The organism is Albibacterium profundi (assembly GCF_042159835.1).
GTDB lineage: Bacteria > Bacteroidota > Bacteroidia > Sphingobacteriales > Sphingobacteriaceae > Albibacterium > Albibacterium profundi.
Map to the genome: position 1 here is coordinate 874,589 of NZ_JBBVGT010000002.1, position 17,083 is coordinate 891,671.

Consider the following 17,083-nt stretch of genomic DNA (forward strand, 5'->3'; position numbering starts at 1 on the left):
ATAAACCTATAATAATAATTTTCGTTTACTTTATATTGTTTTCAAAGCATCGCTAATTTAAGGCATATTTCCGGTATTATTCGTAAATATAGACTCTGAATTCGGCAAGATGCGTATAAAACGCTTTCCCTTCGATAGCAACGAGTTTAAGGTATCTAGCGTCCACAGGCTCAAAGGTGTACTCTTGGTATTCTTTGTTTTCGGGATCAAAGCTTTGATCGTCAATTATTGTAAACCATTTGATACCGTCCATACTACCTTCTATTCTAAATTTTGTCATCCCCATCGTATTGTTCTGACGTGCAGCCATCGATATTTTACTGACTAGTGAGCTGCTTATCATGTCAAATTGAGCCCAGTGAGGATAACTAGGTGCACCGGCGTCCCATCTAGTATGCCATATAGTATTTAAGTCTCCGTCGATCAACGCTGACGCTAATCCTGTATTTTCTCCCGGATGGTGTTCGCTATTTGCTGTAGCAATCCATCCGTCAGTCACGGCTAATAATTCGGAAACCACTTTTACCGGATAGATCTTTCTGGGCGACTGATTCCCTGCATCATCGGTTACAGCCACCTCTAACATATACTCAGCTCGTTCAATATCTTCAATAAAAAAGAGTCCAGATGTAGTATCACTCAATTCTGAATTATAAGAATCTTCTGCTAACCGAACATTAATCGACACCTCATGTCCAGTGCTATTAAACCACCTGACCGCTATGTCTCCGAAACTAAAAGGATTTACAGATAGTGATTCATAAACCACATTGACCGCCAGAGGTTTCGGGCTTGCCGTGATCTTATAGTCTTTTGAAACTTGGCCATCGATACCGATAGCAGTGAAAATAAATTCGTACTCCTGTCCAATCTCTAAATCATCCAAGATTAAATCATCTGAAAAGTCCGTCACTTCTAATTGCTGATCTTCACCGTCCTTCATATACGAGATAGAGATAGCCTTAATCCGTTCTGAATCTATTTCAGGCCAGTGCAATCTAATTACACCATCATAATCACTTATAACTTGTATGTAATCGGGTTTAACGGGTGGACGATCAGTCCCATCCCCCTTGTCTTCGACATCAACTGCCTCCGGCAGTATAAGCTTATCTTCTATGCACGCCGTTGCGAACAATCCTAATAAAATAAATAATAAAAAATTTCGCATATTTTTAGTACATTAATTTACAAATTCAATCTCGTATTGGTCCAAAAAAACACTACCGTCTAAGGCCCAGTCTGGCTTCGTCTCAATTCGGAGCCAATAGAATATTTGGGATAAAAGATCAACATTCCCAACAATAACATTTTGGTCATCGTCAACATTACACGGCGTTACCAAGCTGCTCATACTCGAATATAATGGCAAAGACGACGTAGCGACCAAGGCTGATTTACTCTCAATTGTATTTTCAAATCGATCACCAACTTTCGTGTTTAGCCTCCAATATCCCACTAGATGATTATAATTGGTACTCTCTTCATCCAAGAAAGGTAGACAAGCACTCTCCATAACTTCATCAGCTGTCAATGCTTTATCATAGATCCGGATTTCCCCGAAGTTAAGATCATCGCGAGAAAGAACACCTGCATTATGAGAATTGCGTACTCCGACGAAGAACGGTGCTGTCGATTGTATCTTAGCGGCATTTGCATTTTCTACATCATACGATGACTCTTTTGTTAAACGGCCATCATTATACAATTTCAGTGTGAAGACATTTTCTTTGACCTCAAAAGTTAAAACAAAATGATGCCATTGAAAATCATCGATGTCACCTTGGAATGGAAATTCAATATCCGTTCCGTCTTCTAACTGCGCGTAGAAAGTCAAATGATTCGATTGAGTAGCTACGCCCCAACCTTTCCCTTTCGTTTGAAAACTTGTCCGGCCTGTTTTGCCAAAAATCATTGGCTCACCAACCCATGGGTATTTCGCATTTCTTTTCAACCTGAATTCAACAGTCATACTCGTGCCGTCAAAATCATAGTCATTTGCGTTAGCTGCTTCATAGACTGGCGCTGTATAACTATTTGTACCAGTTTGGTAAAAGTCTGGCGCTTCAATGAACGTCGGAATAAGTTCGGTCGACTCAAAGTTTTTATGGTGATATACTGAAAATGTGTTCCTCTCACGCAAAGAGCCTTCCCCATAACTATTACCTGTTCCACCGTGATTTGATGTAACGACTACCAGCCATTCCTCTTTTTCGTAGGCCTCACGGTTCTCTAATGCTTCAAAAATTTCCGCTAAGTAACCGTCGACTACATTAATAGCTTCTAAATACGACGGATTTTCTATTGAAAAACCATCGGCCACTCCCGCTTCCAAAACACTTCGGAAATTAACAAACATCACTTCCGGATCCTTATTAACAAGCTGGAATACTGCGGAGTCTTTCACTGCGACATCATTTTCGGGAATTATACGACTTTCAGCTTCAATCAACAACGTATTCACTAAGTTACTCCATGGTGAAATAGCTACTGTGTTATACTCGGGTCGTGCTTCTAGCAAACGATAAAACAAGGATGGATAGAAATCAGGCAATGAGTGAGGATCGTTTGGATCAGGAAGGGCCCTAAAAGTCTCATCTTCGACAAGGTGCTTATCAACACTCACTCCAGTCACCATACTCGTCCACGTTGAAGCATCATTGGTTTTGGCTTCACTAATTCCGCTCCAAGTATATTTTCCGTTTTCTATCAGTTTAGAGATTGTCTGCGGCACTGCCTGTTCTATCTCACTCCCAACTACACCATCAATGCTTACAACTAATACTTTTCTTTGTATTTCGCTATTCGTGTTAGTTTCATACTCCTCAAAGACTGGGGATGGATTCTCATACATTGTACATGAAGAAACTGTTCCTAAGGTGACCATAGCCAAACACATAAAAGAGACATAGTTTCTAAAATTATCACGCTTCATTTTGAATATTTTCATTGCTAAATTTTAATTGTTAGTCTTCATCATAAAAAGCTCCGAATTCAGCCATTGCAGCATGAACTCCGCCATTATAATTGTACTTATTGAAAGTTATCCTTATGTATCTAAATTCCTTCAGTTGGTCGAATACAATTTCCTGGCGACTATTATTATTTAAGAGAGGGAAGTTCCCTAAATCTGTCCATGATACATTGTCTTCACTTATCTCTATTTCAACTTCCTGAGCGCGAGTTTGATTAGTAAATCGTTGATGGAAATAGAGCCCTTTGACATCTAACGCCGCCTTCATATCTAATATGAAATAATGTGGGGGAGGAGGATTTGCCCCTGCCCATTGTGAATGCCAATGGGTATTTACATTACCATCAAACATCGCTGCGATTCTACCCTGTGGTGCAGCCCCTTCCGCTGGCTCTTCGGAACTTAGGCCAATCGCTTCCCAGTCGGCGCGCGGATAATCAAATTTTGTTGGTATCGGCGTGTCTCCACCCTCATTCGTTAACGGGTTATATTTCCATATCTCAGTTTTAATTGCAGGATACCCTTTAGCTTCCACTTTTGAGCGTGACTGCGCACTTACTGGTATCCCCCATGCACTCATGAATCTAAAATAATCCCTTTGCGTAAAATCACACAAAGCCTCATAGAAAAAGTCTTTCCGATCTTGAATATTGTTGCTGAGTCTTTGAGCGTCTCTCGTTTTTGTATAAAGGTAGGCCATAAACTCCCAACCATCCTCACCTGTCGCAGGGTTAGAAATCAAATTAAATAGTTGAACAAAAGGAACAAGTTTAAAAAATGGGTTGTCTTCTGCATCAAAATCTTTTGCGCCATCTTCAGCAGCGAACGCCAACGCAATTGGAAACTGTTCCGGCAAGGCTGGGTGCGTAGGAAAGGAATTGTTTCGGTGTGCTCCCTTAAATATAAATAAGTTATTAGTGGTTTCCCCTAGTCCGTCCCAGCTCCAATTCCCTTGCTGATAATTATGTCCAACTTCGTGATACGACCCCCATGATCCTCCTCCTTTTATTGAATTAATATCTACCCATTCAGACGACCAACCTTCATCTAGTTGTGCCATCCATGGGTAGCCGTTGTGGCCATATCCCGCTGAAATTTGAATATCGAGCACACCTCTCTCGGGCAAATCCGGAGCACGATGTTTATAATCTGGATTACCGACGGTCAGTCCCATCCAATTGTAAAAGTCTTTTTCGTAGATATTGTCCCATTCTTCCAATACTGCGGTGGGACTTTTTAAAACACCCTTACTCACTAATCTTAATAAAATTTCACGCTGCATCGTATATATTACGTGCTTTGATCTTAATTCAAGCCAAGGTACTGACGATTCGCGCAATCGCTCTAGCCATTCTCCATCCTGCGATTCACCTAAAATGAAATCCGGTGATTTAACAGCGCCCGTGAATTTGACATTCACGGGCGCTTCTATTGGCTGCCTACTCTTTATCCAAATTAACCCTCCGTACAAATTTCTCAAATAATTAACGCCAGGAAAGAGCGCCTTCACTGTATAAATAACCGGATCTCGTCGTAAGGATGTTTTTCCCGTAAGATTATCAGTATGAACTCCAATCTGAAGAGTTAACCCTTCAACCCCTGGGGGCACAACAACTTTTATTAATTCTCCGGCAGGGGCATATAAACCTACACTATGAACTCCTCGCGGCGGAACATTCACTCGTAAGTATTCCGTCGGCACGTAATTTAAATCGAGTTCCACTTCATGGTTTTCAAGTCTAGTTTCCGTCGCGGCAACCATCCCGGGAAAAATTCGTGCTTTATGATACAAACTACGATCGATTGTGCTCATCGCAGTATCAACCGTTACGTTGCTCGTTTCAGCTCCGGAGTCTACTCCATCCTCAAATTCATACCCATAATCTTTGGTACAACCGGCACTCAAAATCAGAACAGAAAAAAGTATCAACAAAATCTCTTTATTCGTCATAATATTTATACTAAACATCTTATTACATTTTTATAGTCTATGGTCTAATATTGGTATAACTCGGAGTCCAAGCTTTTCCGTCCAAGCCCCAACTTTCGGGAATTCTAATACCCAACCATGTATAAATTTGAAATGTTAAATCGACAGAATTGGGAACTACTTGGTAGAATGCATCGTTGACCGGAGGACATAAATTAGGTGAAACATCTACAAAGCTTTCCCACCGATACGCTCCAGATAGTTTAAAATTGTTACCCTCTACAATGGGTGCATGATTTTCCAATACATCGCCGCTGCCCTCGCCAGATGGCCAGTATCCAACTAGATTAGTATAATAGGGATGTGCTTCCGTTACAGCAGTATTACATGCGGTACTCGCCACTACATCGTCTGGCAATGCAGCATCATAAATCTGAAGATTAGTTATCTGTAGATTTGGGTTTGCTACGTCACCGGCGCCATTTCGACCTATTCTTAACGGTTGAACTGAATTTAAGGCACCTCGTCCGGTAATGTCAATTATATCTCCGCTTCTTTCTCCATTTGTAAACATTTTCAGCTTCCGAGAGCTTCCTTCGCTATAAAAAACGACCGTTATCGTATGCCATTCACCATCATTTACATTGACGCCCGAACCAAAGTTCTGCCAACTTCCATTACCGCTAACGTTCATTGACCAATTCACCCCTGACATATATATTAGCCATCCCGGAGCAGCAGTATTAATTCCATTCGACTTAGAAAGAAACACCGGCCAGGACCTGGCATTCCCATCGCCTTTTACGTTAAACTGGATCGTGTAGTCGTCCATCCCGATATTATACGCATCCTCATCTGCAAGCGTAGCAACAACATTGTCGGCATTGCTTCCATAATAAACTGGAGAAAAACCTACATAAGGAATGTTATCTGAGTCCGGTTTTGGTATATAACGACTCGAAAACTTAGGACTATATATCATCGTGAATGTATTCCTACTTTCATCATTATAAGCTACGGGATCAATGGTACCATCATTTTCATCACCCTTACCGCTTGTAATAATAATCATCCAGTTTTCACGAGAATACTCTGGGCGTTGCATAATCGCATCCTTCAACTCTGCAATGAGAGCATCGACATTACTTATTGCACGCACATATTCAATTGCATTTGGATCATAACCAAACGTTTTACCCGCTGTTTCCACTCCGCCGAATTGAGTTATAATCAGTTCTGCGTCGTGTTCTTGGATCTCAGCAACCGTGGCTTCTTTTACACTTTCGTCTGTATCAAAACGCGCTTTCTCAACCGCATCTTCGGCTAAATGGCTTATGAATTCACTCGATGCTCCAAAAGCAGCAGTTCTTGATTCAGGCCGTGTTTCTTTAATCCTTGACAAAACTGTTGGAAAACTATTTAAATCAATTCCCGTGAAGTCTTCTCCAATCACTGCATGCTTACTACTGGTTACACCTGTCATTAGTGTCGTCCAGCCTGATGCATTCCCCATCTCTACGGGTTCGAAATCAGCCAGCGAACCATATGAATATATTGAATTTCGGCTCATCTCGCTTATATTCGGAATCTCAGTATCATCAATATCCAATAATACACTTCCTTTGATACCGTCGACGATCACGAGTAAAACCTGAGAATTTTCAGGCACTCCGCTATTCAGATTATCTGGATATTCCTCATTTAATAGATTAGGGAAATCAGTATTACATGATGTCATAGCAACAATGGAAAGGAGGAAGATCGTCGTCCTAACAGTCCTGTTTATCATATAATTAATAATATTTCTCGACATAGTTGTTATTTATATAAGATTAGCTAGTTGTTCTTTATTTCGACACGAATAATATTCCCCGCATCTTGGTCATTAAATTTCCCTATATAGCCAATTAACAGCACAGCAGGATGACCTAACGTCGATGAAGTCTCGACAACTTTATGAATCTTTCCTTCAAAGGCCCCGACATTGTTATATTTCTGTGTGACAGTGCCGTCATTATTAAGAATCAGGAAACCTCGTCTTGTAATATTATTATATTTTTCAAAAGTCCCAGAGACGATAATCATTCCACTCTTTAGTTGATAGGCGAAATTGGGCTCGCCGCCTTCAAATTCCGAAACCTCGAAGCTCTGATCTATTGCCCCATCACCATTGATTCTAACAATTCTGTTTGCCTGTTGTCCATTGAAAGAGGAAAAAGCTCCCACCAATAGGTAAGTGTCAGAAACAGGGTCGTATTCGATGGAAGAAACGACATCATTTGCTCCTGATCCAACGTTAAACGCCGGGTCAACATGACCGTCTTCATCGAGCATAACTATGTAATTAGCAGATTCACCATGAAATGTGGTAAAACTTCCAACTAATACAATCTTATTGTCTGCCGTCTGAACAGCATCCAAAACAAATCCGTTACCTCCCAAATTAAATTTACCCGCTGCTTTATCAAAATTGTAAGTAGAATCAATCTTACCATGCGTATCCATTCTAACGACCTGGGGCACCGTCACAATGTCCATCGGCTGATAGTCACGTGTTGCACGTTCGTAATAGTAAGAACCATATTGTCTAAAATCTCCAACAACCGTTATTTGTTCACCCTTGTCTGGTGTTTGGGAGACAAAAGACTTCAATACCGTACCAAACACTCCACCATTAAAGGTTGCTACAGTATCCCATCCGTTTAAAGGCTCATCGGGCGTTAGGTTAATCATTTCTTTTCTTATCGAGTCAATAGAAAAGTCAGCATTTAACCGCGTAATACCATTAATTCCACCAATATCATTATAAGAATTAAAAGCCCCGGATACGATATATTTACCGTCTGACAGGCGATTAATAGACAGTAAAGTACCATTAGCCCCTTTTGTGGAATTGATATTCTCTTGGTACGCCCCCAAACTTGATATAGAGACTATACGATTTATCCAAGTGCCAGCACCTGCTTTATTTTCAAAGTTTGTGAAACTACCTACGAGTACATATCCCGACTGAAAATCAATTAAGTCTTGAACTGGCGAATTAGTACCATTAACAACTTCGTAGTTTTCATCTAAGGACACGTTCCCTTCAATATTGAACCGAGGTCCGAAGAATACTTGCCCTTCCAAGCTAATTGATGCTCCGCCTGAGCTTGCTTCTTCCGGCACGATTACTTGAATCGTACTATCAGTTACACTCATAACCTCAGCTGGTTCATCGTTAATGAAAAAATCAAATTTCCCTTCCCATGCGGCAAGTCCTTCTACACTAAAAGTTACACTTGACCCTGGCAGACCACTTTCCGGCGTCGGGTAATCACCTATAAATCTAACACCGAGAGCTTCTTTCCCTCCAGCGTATGGATCTTCCCCTATGATTTCCTTATTTTGACATGCAGTAAAAATTGCCGATAAAAGAATACTTAATAGGATTACTGAAACTCCTTTATTATGAAAAAACTTCATTTCTTTCTTTTGATTTAAGGATTAAAAACTATTCTTCGTTAACAACAGGGTCTATCCCCTTACTTGTAGCGGAGAGAATAAAATTACTGGACGTAAAACCAAAAACATGATTACGATACTGCAGTACGTGTATTGCGCCATTAGTTGGTTCTATATTCGACGAGGCAATTGGAATATTGATAAGAGAGCCTTTTGGTTTACTAAAATCAGATATATATGAAAGCCATAATTGGCGATAGCCCGCATATTTGACGCCACCTGCATCATTATAAATTACCCCAATATTCATCGACCTGCCTCCATAGGAAGTAAAGCCTTGCCCACCGAACGCCTCTAGATCTAACGTATCAACTTGAGCGTAATCCTTGAGCATGTATTTTCCTTTGAAGATATAAAGCGATAACATTTCTTGCCATACTTCAGACTTTATCTGACTTAGCTCGCTAACGGTATCTTTACCGTCATTTCTAAGATATTGGTTTAAGCTCCTTACCGATTTATAAATAGATGAACTAGGGGGAGCAAAAAAAGTGATTTCCTCATTTTCTAGCACCTCTTTCATTCCCGCCACATCAATTACTTTCATTAACGTATCAAAGTATGCAGGTTTCGCATTTAAATATTCATACACTGTACCGTCATACTTCCCGTTATGGGTGCCCGAGTCTAAATAATAGTCTTGTTTATTGCAAGCGGTCACGATTATACTCGAAACAAAAAGTATTAAAAAGATATTTCTTGATCTCATTTAATTTGTTTTTATTGTTAGCTATCGCCAGTAATTATTAAGTACCATGTACGGATTATTATCCATAGCCGATTCATCTATCGGCCATGTCCAGGCCCCTCTATTAAAGGCATCTACACCGATTGGTGCAAAAGAATAATCAGAATCTACAGCCTTTTTAGTTCTGACTAAATCATAAAAATAGTGTCCCTCTCCCATTAATTCTCGACACCGTTCCCAATATATATTATCTTTCAGCTGTTGCCCGGAAGAAGTAAATGCAGTTGCGCCTGCGCGCTCGCGGATCATATTAACGCTGGTCCGCGCCTCTTCATCTCTCCCTAATTCGGCCAAAGCTTCAGCATGCAAGAGAATGACATCGGCATAGCGGAAAACCACTTGGTTGTCATCGGGGTTTTGGTCCTCGCCTTCTTCAGCAAAGATGTTTACAAATTTGAGTAATTGCATACTACCATCGGTGTTATACATATCTTCATCAAACCAGATTTCCTTCCTCCGGTCAATTGCAGTAAGCGGATAGATTTCATCCATGAACTTAGGATCGTAAGACACATATGATTTCGTAGTAATTTTATTAGGGTAATGGAGAACATAGTCGGAAAACTGCGCAACGATACTAAATCGCTCACCATAGTTCAGGCTCTGTAGAATCTCGAACAGCCCCTCTTTAGTTCGCCCCTTAAAGATTTCCTTCGTTTCTTCTAAGGGTAAAAGCTCATAAGCTCCCGGATTATTCAATATTTCATCTCCCAACTTGGCAGTAGCTTCATAGTAGGGTGTTTTTTCTTCTGCGAAACCGGCGTTCCACATATTCATATGCATAAGCAAGGCGATTGCACTCCCCCGCATTGCCCTAACTGCTACAATAGAAGGGTCGTCAAACGTCCACGGAAGGTCATTTTTCACTGCCATTAAATCAGCAATACAGTTGTCGAGTACTTCTATTTGATTCATTCTCGGCAGAGGCTCGCTATTATAAGCATCGGTATAGTAAGGTACATCCCCATATAGCCTAACCATAAAAAAGTAAGCAAGGTTCCGGAGAAATACAGCCTCTGCTCTATATTTAACGCGATCAGTTTCACTGAGTACACCAGGCTCCAAACGGTCCATCTGTTCATAAAGGATATTTGCAGACTGCACCATATTATAAAAGTCATCCCACTGGGTAGGTCTTTGAAAACCAAAGAAGCTACCATCACGGGCTAAGTATGCTTTCAAATTATTCTGTCTGAGCTCAGTTATGTATTCACGTCCGTTCACGTTCGGTTTTACTGGCGCTCCCCTCATATCGCCAGTAGCGGGGAAGAACATATTAGTCATAGTCGCGTCTCTAAACCGACTATAGATGCCAGCGGTGTAAGCTTCAACGTCTTCCACTGTTTTCCAATAATTATTACCCGAAAGGTTATCAACCGGAGTGACATTTAAAAAATCTTTGCAGCTGGAAAAAACTAAAGTCAGTCCAGTGAAACAAAAAACCACCAATATTTTATACTTGTTTTTCATAGCTTATGATTCTAAAATTGAACTTGTAAACCAAGTGTATAACTTCTTTTATTAGGATAGCCTCCGGAGCTATCACGCCCTAGTGCGGTTACCAATTCAGGATCTGGTCCAGAATAATTGCTAAACGTATAAACGTTGTATGCAGTACCATATAACCTTATCGAACTAATACCGTATTGTTGTGTAAAGTTGCGGTCTAGATTATAGGAAAGGGTAATCTGATTAATTTTAAAATAAGATCCGTCTTCTTGGAAGAGAGTTTGATCATACCTATACGGTTGATAATAATTATAACGGGTATAATCATAAGGATTCGGATACATGGCTTGGTCACCCGGATTTCTCCAATAGTCCATCTCTTCAACAGGAACTAGAGCTCCCATATTTAACGGATTGGCGAAATTTTGGAAACGCTGTGCCAAAGCATTATTTAGTACATCTCGATAAAGAGTGTATGAGAAATTCAGATTCATTGACCAGTTTTTATACTGTAAGAATGAGGAGATACCGCCAGTCACCTTTGGCTGTGAGTTACCCACGATTACGTAATCATTTTCGTCCAGGATATAATCACCATTCAGGTCAGTGAAGTAAGGATCACCCGCACGATAGTAACTCCCTTCTTCCGTACTCACACTCGAACGGTATCTTAATCCAGTCAATGGGTCAACTGGAACGCCTTGATCGGTCACAAAAACACCTTTATTATGAAGCAATACATTTGACAAGCTATTAATCCCTAGTCGATAAAGTATTGCCTGATTGGTAGCTGTATTGTCTTCTAATAACAATTGCCTAACTCCATCCGGTAAACTCGCCATCACATCTTTATTCAGCGCTCCATTTGCTGAGACAGTCCATTGTACAGGACTCGACGCATTCAATGGTCGCACAGTAAAAGAAAGCTCATAACCATAGTTAACCATACTTGTTTCATTTGTGCTGATTCCGCCGAATGCATTGTGGTTAGCTATCTCCTTCTGTCGTAATAGTGCATCAACTTGTTTATAATAGGTGTCAAATGTGATATTATACTTCCCACCAAGAAACCCTAAATCGAATCCTCCGTTCCACTGAGTGGTCGTGCTAGGAAGCAATGACGTATTGGGAATAGCTCCAAGATCTAAGGCCACCGTAGGATTATTATTGTAGTTAGTAACGTTACCTACATATTTCCCATATACGTCGTAAATAGATCCCGTAGGAACAATGTTCTTACCCCAACTTAGACGTATAGAACCGTAGTCCAACCAATCCGCGTTTTCGAGGAAGTTTTCACGATAAAAGTTCCATCTAACGGCTACAGATGGGTTCTTGGAATAAGGAGATTCTGGGCCGTTCGTAGACGATCCATCGAAACGATAAGAAAGGTCTACCACATATTTTAGATCGTAGTTATAAGAAGCAGAACCCGCAAAAGCAACTGATCTGGCATCAGTCAAATTGTTCAAAGTCCCGCCACGTGAGTTAAACCAATCATATCCTAATGGTCCTTGAATTTGATCACTTGGTGTGCGTTTATTCAGAATAACATCTGCTCTGAAATCGGTTAAGTTTAATTCGTTAAATGCATAGATACTGAACGTGTGTTTGTCTTGCCAAGACTTGACGTACGATATCATATTCCGGTTATAAAGAGAGCTTCTCCGGTCATTGTACGCATATACTTCAGAAAAGTTATTATTTAACGCAGATGGCTTAAAACTATCTTCAGTTGCAGTATTATAAGTATAACTGAATGTAGTAGTCCCCCGTAAACCCTGTATCGGCTCGTATTGAAGTTCTAGATTTGTAGAGATATTGGTGGTCTTATTTTCATTTTTAACGGACAAGGCTCCCAATAACTCGTTACTAGCGGTATAGAGCGAAGGAGAAGGCAAAAGAGATGACGCTGCTCCCCCGCCTGCAACGCCAGTTTGTTTTAAACTATTTCCACTACCCTTGCTGTTATTCCCTACAGCAGAATTAATAGCCGCAAAAAGTTTAAAACGGTTAGTTGGTTGATATTGCATATTCATATTAAGTGAATAGCGAGTAAAGCCCGTATTTTCTATAATACCCTTTTCATCATAGTATCCGGTATTCACTTTATAGTTGAACAGTTGATCTCCTCCAGAAATATTAACATTATGCGTCTGGTTATAGGTAGTACGATAAAAATACGATTGCCAATTAGTAGAGTTATTATAATACGGGTTTAAACTATCCGCCAGAAAGCTCGTCTTGTTAACCAAATCAAGTGCATTATAATAGCTTGTATCATTCTGTAGAATTTGGTTTATTCGAAGCATCCGTTCTTCTTTTCCACCAATTACTTCACGAAGTTGGGGGGGCGTGCTCACAAAGAAGTTAGACGTATATTGGATAATAGGAATTTTTGATTTCCCACGTTTTGTTGTTACCAAGATCACACCGTAAGCCCCTCTTGACCCATATAAAGAAGTAGCCTGCGCATCTTTTAACACCTCTATTTGTTCAATATCTTCTGACGGTATAAGTGACAGGGGGCTAATTCCCGGACCAGCTTGCTCAAATCCATATTGATAATTTACGTTATCATCAACAGGAACCCCATCAATAACAAATAATGGAGCAGTAGGCGTCAAATACGCATCATTACCAGCGCCAGTCACATTAATATTTGATATGCCTCGAATTACGGTAGAACCACGCATACCTGGTGAACCAACGTTATTTTGAATATTTAAACCGGCTACTTTCCCTTGCAGAAGTTCCATTACGTTAGCAACCGGAACGTTTTGCAGTTCCTTACCTGAAATGACAACACTCGATCCTGTCATCGTTTCTCGGGTTCTTTGCTGATAGCCGACTACAACAGCCTCCTGCATTACATTTGATTCAACATCCATATACACCGTCAATCGATCGACCTCATCATCAATGATTTCGACAGTATTTTCAAACCCGATAAATTTAAAGGTCAGCTCCGCTCCCACTGGTACTGAAACCGTGAAAGATCCGTCTGCATTCGTCACAGCAATTCCTTTCGAAGGGCTCCCCGTTAGGACTGATACCCCAGGCAGGGGTAAGTTTGCTTCTCGGTCAATTACTTCTCCTGAGATTATTTTTTGTCCGTATAAACTGAGATTTAGTAAACAAAAAAATAATAGGCTACAAGTTAATCTATAAAAATTATTCATATTATATAATTAATTCGATAATTCTAGTACTGGTTATTCATTTTCAAACTTTGGACGCTCTTGAGCAAATCGAAAAATAACCTCCCAGTCCCCTTTTTCAAAAATTGCAAAATCGAATACCAAGGAAGCTTCTTCTCTTCTATTTCCAAATCCTAGTCGCTCGTATCTAAAATTCAAGTGAGCTCTTGTCCCATCTACTGTAGTATATTTTGTTTCGTAAGGAATCAGTGGGATTGGGTATGCTACTTGATATTTAACATACTCATCAGTCTTTTCCATATTGAAACCGTGCATAAGATTATCCCAGTCAGTGAGGGCGAACTTATTCGGATCTATCGGAGAGTTAAGAGAATCCTTAAAAAGGAACTTAATACTATTACCGTCACCTATGTTATTACCATTTTCATCTACGACTTTACGGAAATATACCTCAATGTTACTCGTACCCAAAAAGTTTGATGTCCTATGTCCGCGCATGCCACTAACGCTCGTGGGTCTAACAAAGGGCTGTGTAGCACCTCCTGTTGTTTCATCAAGGTTAGATGGTTCGTAGGGTCTTTCTTTCATAGGTGTCAATCGCATATCTGTAAAGTACCGTCGTCCGCCGCTATTTGAAACTTCGACATCAAACACATAACCTGAATCCGGCGCAGTTCTTACGAAAGACGAGTTTGCAGCAGCCCACATTTCAAATGCTCCATTATGCTCACGTATATCAAAGAGGGGCTGGTTCTCTATGGTTCGCTTATTTTCTATTTCCTCAAGAGATTTTTCTGTGCCCAGATATGGCTTTTTCCACACTTGAACCGGAAAATTTTCCGTCAATTCCTTCGCCGGATCTCCGTTCATTTTACGAATGTTAATAATCTTAAATGTCAACGGCTGAGACGCATTACCCGCATTAAAATTATTATTCATCAGTGTATTTCGTCCAAGAACAGGTCTGTAATCCGTTTGTGTAAATCTTGAGTCAACACCTAATGAATCTAAGTCATCCGGTAAAAACTTATCTACGCATGAAGTCATTAGCATAACAATAGTCATGAAAAGACATAGCTTTGAGATTGAATCAAGTACGTATTTATTGTTCATATTATTTTTTAATTTTCCCATTGTCCGAGTTTATTAAACCCAAAATCATGACTGGGAGATAGTACATGGATAATACCGTTTCGTGTTCTAATATTCACCGAATTAGTTGGAGTTCTCTGCCAATACCGCTCGAAGATTGATTCGTTAGGATCGGTAAAAATCAACTGCTGTTGTGCCCCTTCGACAAAGCCTGATGCATTTAGCTTATCATATTGAATATGCATTTCATAGTGATTTTTAAGGCTGGGAAGAACTACGCCGTCTATTAAATGGCTAACGGAATCAGTAGTGATTAAATCCGAGAATATATACCGACACATAATAGAATCGAGGCTAATTCTGTCGATATCTTCGAGATAGAGTGGCACGTTATTGCTGGTCGCACGTTTATTATTCAAATTTTGAATTGCTAACTCAAAGCTTTTATTGGTTAATGCGAACAGAGTTACATTTTCATGTCTCAATGTATCTCTAAGTGGAACCAGTCGATCCAGCACTAAAAGTAACGAATCATATACACCTGGCCTAGATTCCAAGTAATCATATGTGCTGCCATCGAAAACTTGGATTTCATTTTCGTATCGCGCATAATATTCATCACCTTTCTCACAGCCCACTAGCAAAAAGAGCGAGGCAAAGCCAACTAGTAAGAAGAACGTAAGATTAAATTTGATCATTTAAATTTGATTTATTAGTGGTATTATTTTTAATCCCAATAGGCATTTTGGGAAAGACTTGTATTATTCTTTAATACTTGGTCCGCTACAGGCCAGTATACCCCTCCTGAATTTATTAATTTGCTAAATTCAGGGTCGCTCTGCATGAGTCGATGGAAGCGGACTTGATCATACCAACGATGTCCCTCGCCCATTAACTCTCGTCTTCGCTCTCCAAAAATTTCGTTAATTAACTCTTCTCTCGAATCAGTTATTATGGAACTTAAGGATCGACGGTTACGAATCGAGTTTAATAGTGGCAAAGCTTCCTCAATTTTACCTAAAGCTGTTAAAGCTTCGGCCCGCAGTAAAATAATTTCCTCTAACCTAGTGAATACAATGGCTGAACTGAAAATAGCAAAGTTGCCTTCCGTACTTCCACCTCTTAAAACTTTGATCTTACTGAAGATCGGGGTTGCACCGCTATAATTCGTAAAATAGTTTGTTCTAACTAAGCCAGAAACGGTATCGATACCGAATCTTATATCGCGATTTTCTGGATCATTAAAAATCACAGAGATGCTATCTTTAGGCACGAAAATCTCTGGGTTTTGTTTTAATACTAAAGGTTGTGCAAGTGTAAGTTGCTCAATATGCCCACTCGCAGTCGACTCTCCATGACCGTCGACAAAATTAAATGCAACAATCTGTTTCGCATTCTTACCATTAAAAAATTGATCGCTAGAGGTTAATTGTTCGATTGTTGAATAATCAATACCAGACTTCGTATAATTATTAATTACAAATTCGGTATAGGCGTCGGCGTTTAAATAATTTCCGGACCAAGCGGCAATGTGAGCTAATATTGCATATGCAGAATTTTTAGTAAGAAGAACACCATTCCATCTGCCCTCGGTTTCATTATAGTATTCTGCTGGCGCTACTCCATACTTATATGGTAATTCTTGAGCAGCCGCAAGCAACTCTTTCTCAGCAAATGCGAGCACCGTGGCTTCGTCCGTTCTTGGTCTTGCCTCGAAGGAACCGTTATCATGCGAAGAGGTGATTAATGGAACATCTCCCCAAATTCTAGCCATGTAAAAATATGCGAAAGCACGCAATGCACGAGCTTGCGCAATATCGATTTTAAGGTTTACTTCCGTATAGAGCGGATCAATTTCATGCACCTCATGTGCACGCTCAATAAAGAGGCTAGCACTATTAATCACTGCATAAAACCTACGCCAATTCTTCAGCTGCTCAACGACAGGGAAAGCAGCGTTTAGGCTCCCGGTATTAATTGCACTTAAATCCGATCGTGAGTAGGAAACAAAGTCTCCGTTACGTAATTCGCCCCACAACCAATGAGCATTATTATCAGCTAACGCGGCCCGAAACAATCCATAAGTTCCGATTAAAGCCGAACGAGTGTCAGTGATACTCTTCCATTGTAAACCTTCGGTCGCCAAATGTGTCGAATCTACCTCCAGTGTTTTTTTGCAAGAGGTGGAGCTCATCATTATAGCTGTCAATAACGCAAGACACGTT

Annotated in this window: 11 protein-coding genes; all 11 read right to left on the minus strand. The window is 40.2% G+C overall.

The window, feature by feature from the left end:
- Nucleotides 1-76 precede the first annotated feature (76 nt).
- The 11 genes from WKR92_RS05340 to WKR92_RS05390 are packed head-to-tail and all read right to left on the minus strand — an operon-like array spanning nt 77 to nt 17,055.
- Entirely contained in the window at nt 77-1,171 is a 1,095-nt protein-coding gene (locus WKR92_RS05340; RefSeq protein WP_375556784.1) for a discoidin domain-containing protein, read from the minus strand.
- 12 nt (nt 1,172-1,183) lie between these two features.
- A complete protein-coding gene (locus WKR92_RS05345; RefSeq protein ID WP_375556785.1) occupies nt 1,184-2,950 on the minus strand; it encodes a LamG-like jellyroll fold domain-containing protein in 1,767 nt (588 codons plus the stop codon).
- Between the two features lie 16 nt (nt 2,951-2,966).
- Nucleotides 2,967-4,943, minus strand: coding sequence for a M60 family metallopeptidase (locus tag WKR92_RS05350; RefSeq protein ID WP_375556786.1), 1,977 nt, complete (start codon nt 4,941-4,943; stop codon nt 2,967-2,969).
- 19 nt (nt 4,944-4,962) lie between these two features.
- Nucleotides 4,963-6,717: a LamG-like jellyroll fold domain-containing protein gene (locus WKR92_RS05355; protein WP_375556787.1), complete on the minus strand. Its 1,755-nt coding sequence runs from the start codon at nt 6,715-6,717 to the stop codon at nt 4,963-4,965.
- Nucleotides 6,718-6,740: 23 nt separating this feature from the next.
- The gene (locus WKR92_RS05360) at nt 6,741-8,369 is read right to left on the minus strand and encodes a DUF5008 domain-containing protein (RefSeq protein ID WP_375556788.1); all 1,629 of its coding nucleotides are present in this window, start codon (nt 8,367-8,369) and stop codon (nt 6,741-6,743) included.
- Nucleotides 8,370-8,397: 28 nt separating this feature from the next.
- Entirely contained in the window at nt 8,398-9,117 is a 720-nt protein-coding gene (locus WKR92_RS05365) for a fasciclin domain-containing protein (RefSeq protein WP_375556789.1), read from the minus strand.
- 21 nt (nt 9,118-9,138) lie between these two features.
- On the minus strand, nt 9,139-10,626 hold the full coding sequence (locus WKR92_RS05370; protein ID WP_375556790.1) for a RagB/SusD family nutrient uptake outer membrane protein: 1,488 nt from the start codon (nt 10,624-10,626) through the stop codon (nt 9,139-9,141).
- A gap of 11 nt (nt 10,627-10,637) precedes the next feature.
- Nucleotides 10,638-13,787, minus strand: a complete 3,150-nt coding sequence (locus tag WKR92_RS05375) for a SusC/RagA family TonB-linked outer membrane protein (protein WP_375556791.1) — start codon at nt 13,785-13,787, stop codon at nt 10,638-10,640.
- A 33-nt stretch (nt 13,788-13,820) separates the two neighbouring features.
- Nucleotides 13,821-14,900: a DUF5007 domain-containing protein gene (locus WKR92_RS05380; protein ID WP_375556792.1), complete on the minus strand. Its 1,080-nt coding sequence runs from the start codon at nt 14,898-14,900 to the stop codon at nt 13,821-13,823.
- A complete protein-coding gene (locus WKR92_RS05385; protein ID WP_375556793.1) occupies nt 14,888-15,556 on the minus strand; it encodes a hypothetical protein in 669 nt (222 codons plus the stop codon). Before WKR92_RS05385 ends, WKR92_RS05380 begins: the two co-directional genes overlap by 13 nt.
- A 29-nt stretch (nt 15,557-15,585) precedes the next feature.
- A complete protein-coding gene (locus WKR92_RS05390; protein WP_375556794.1) occupies nt 15,586-17,055 on the minus strand; it encodes a RagB/SusD family nutrient uptake outer membrane protein in 1,470 nt (489 codons plus the stop codon).
- Between the last annotated feature and the right edge of the window lie 28 nt (nt 17,056-17,083).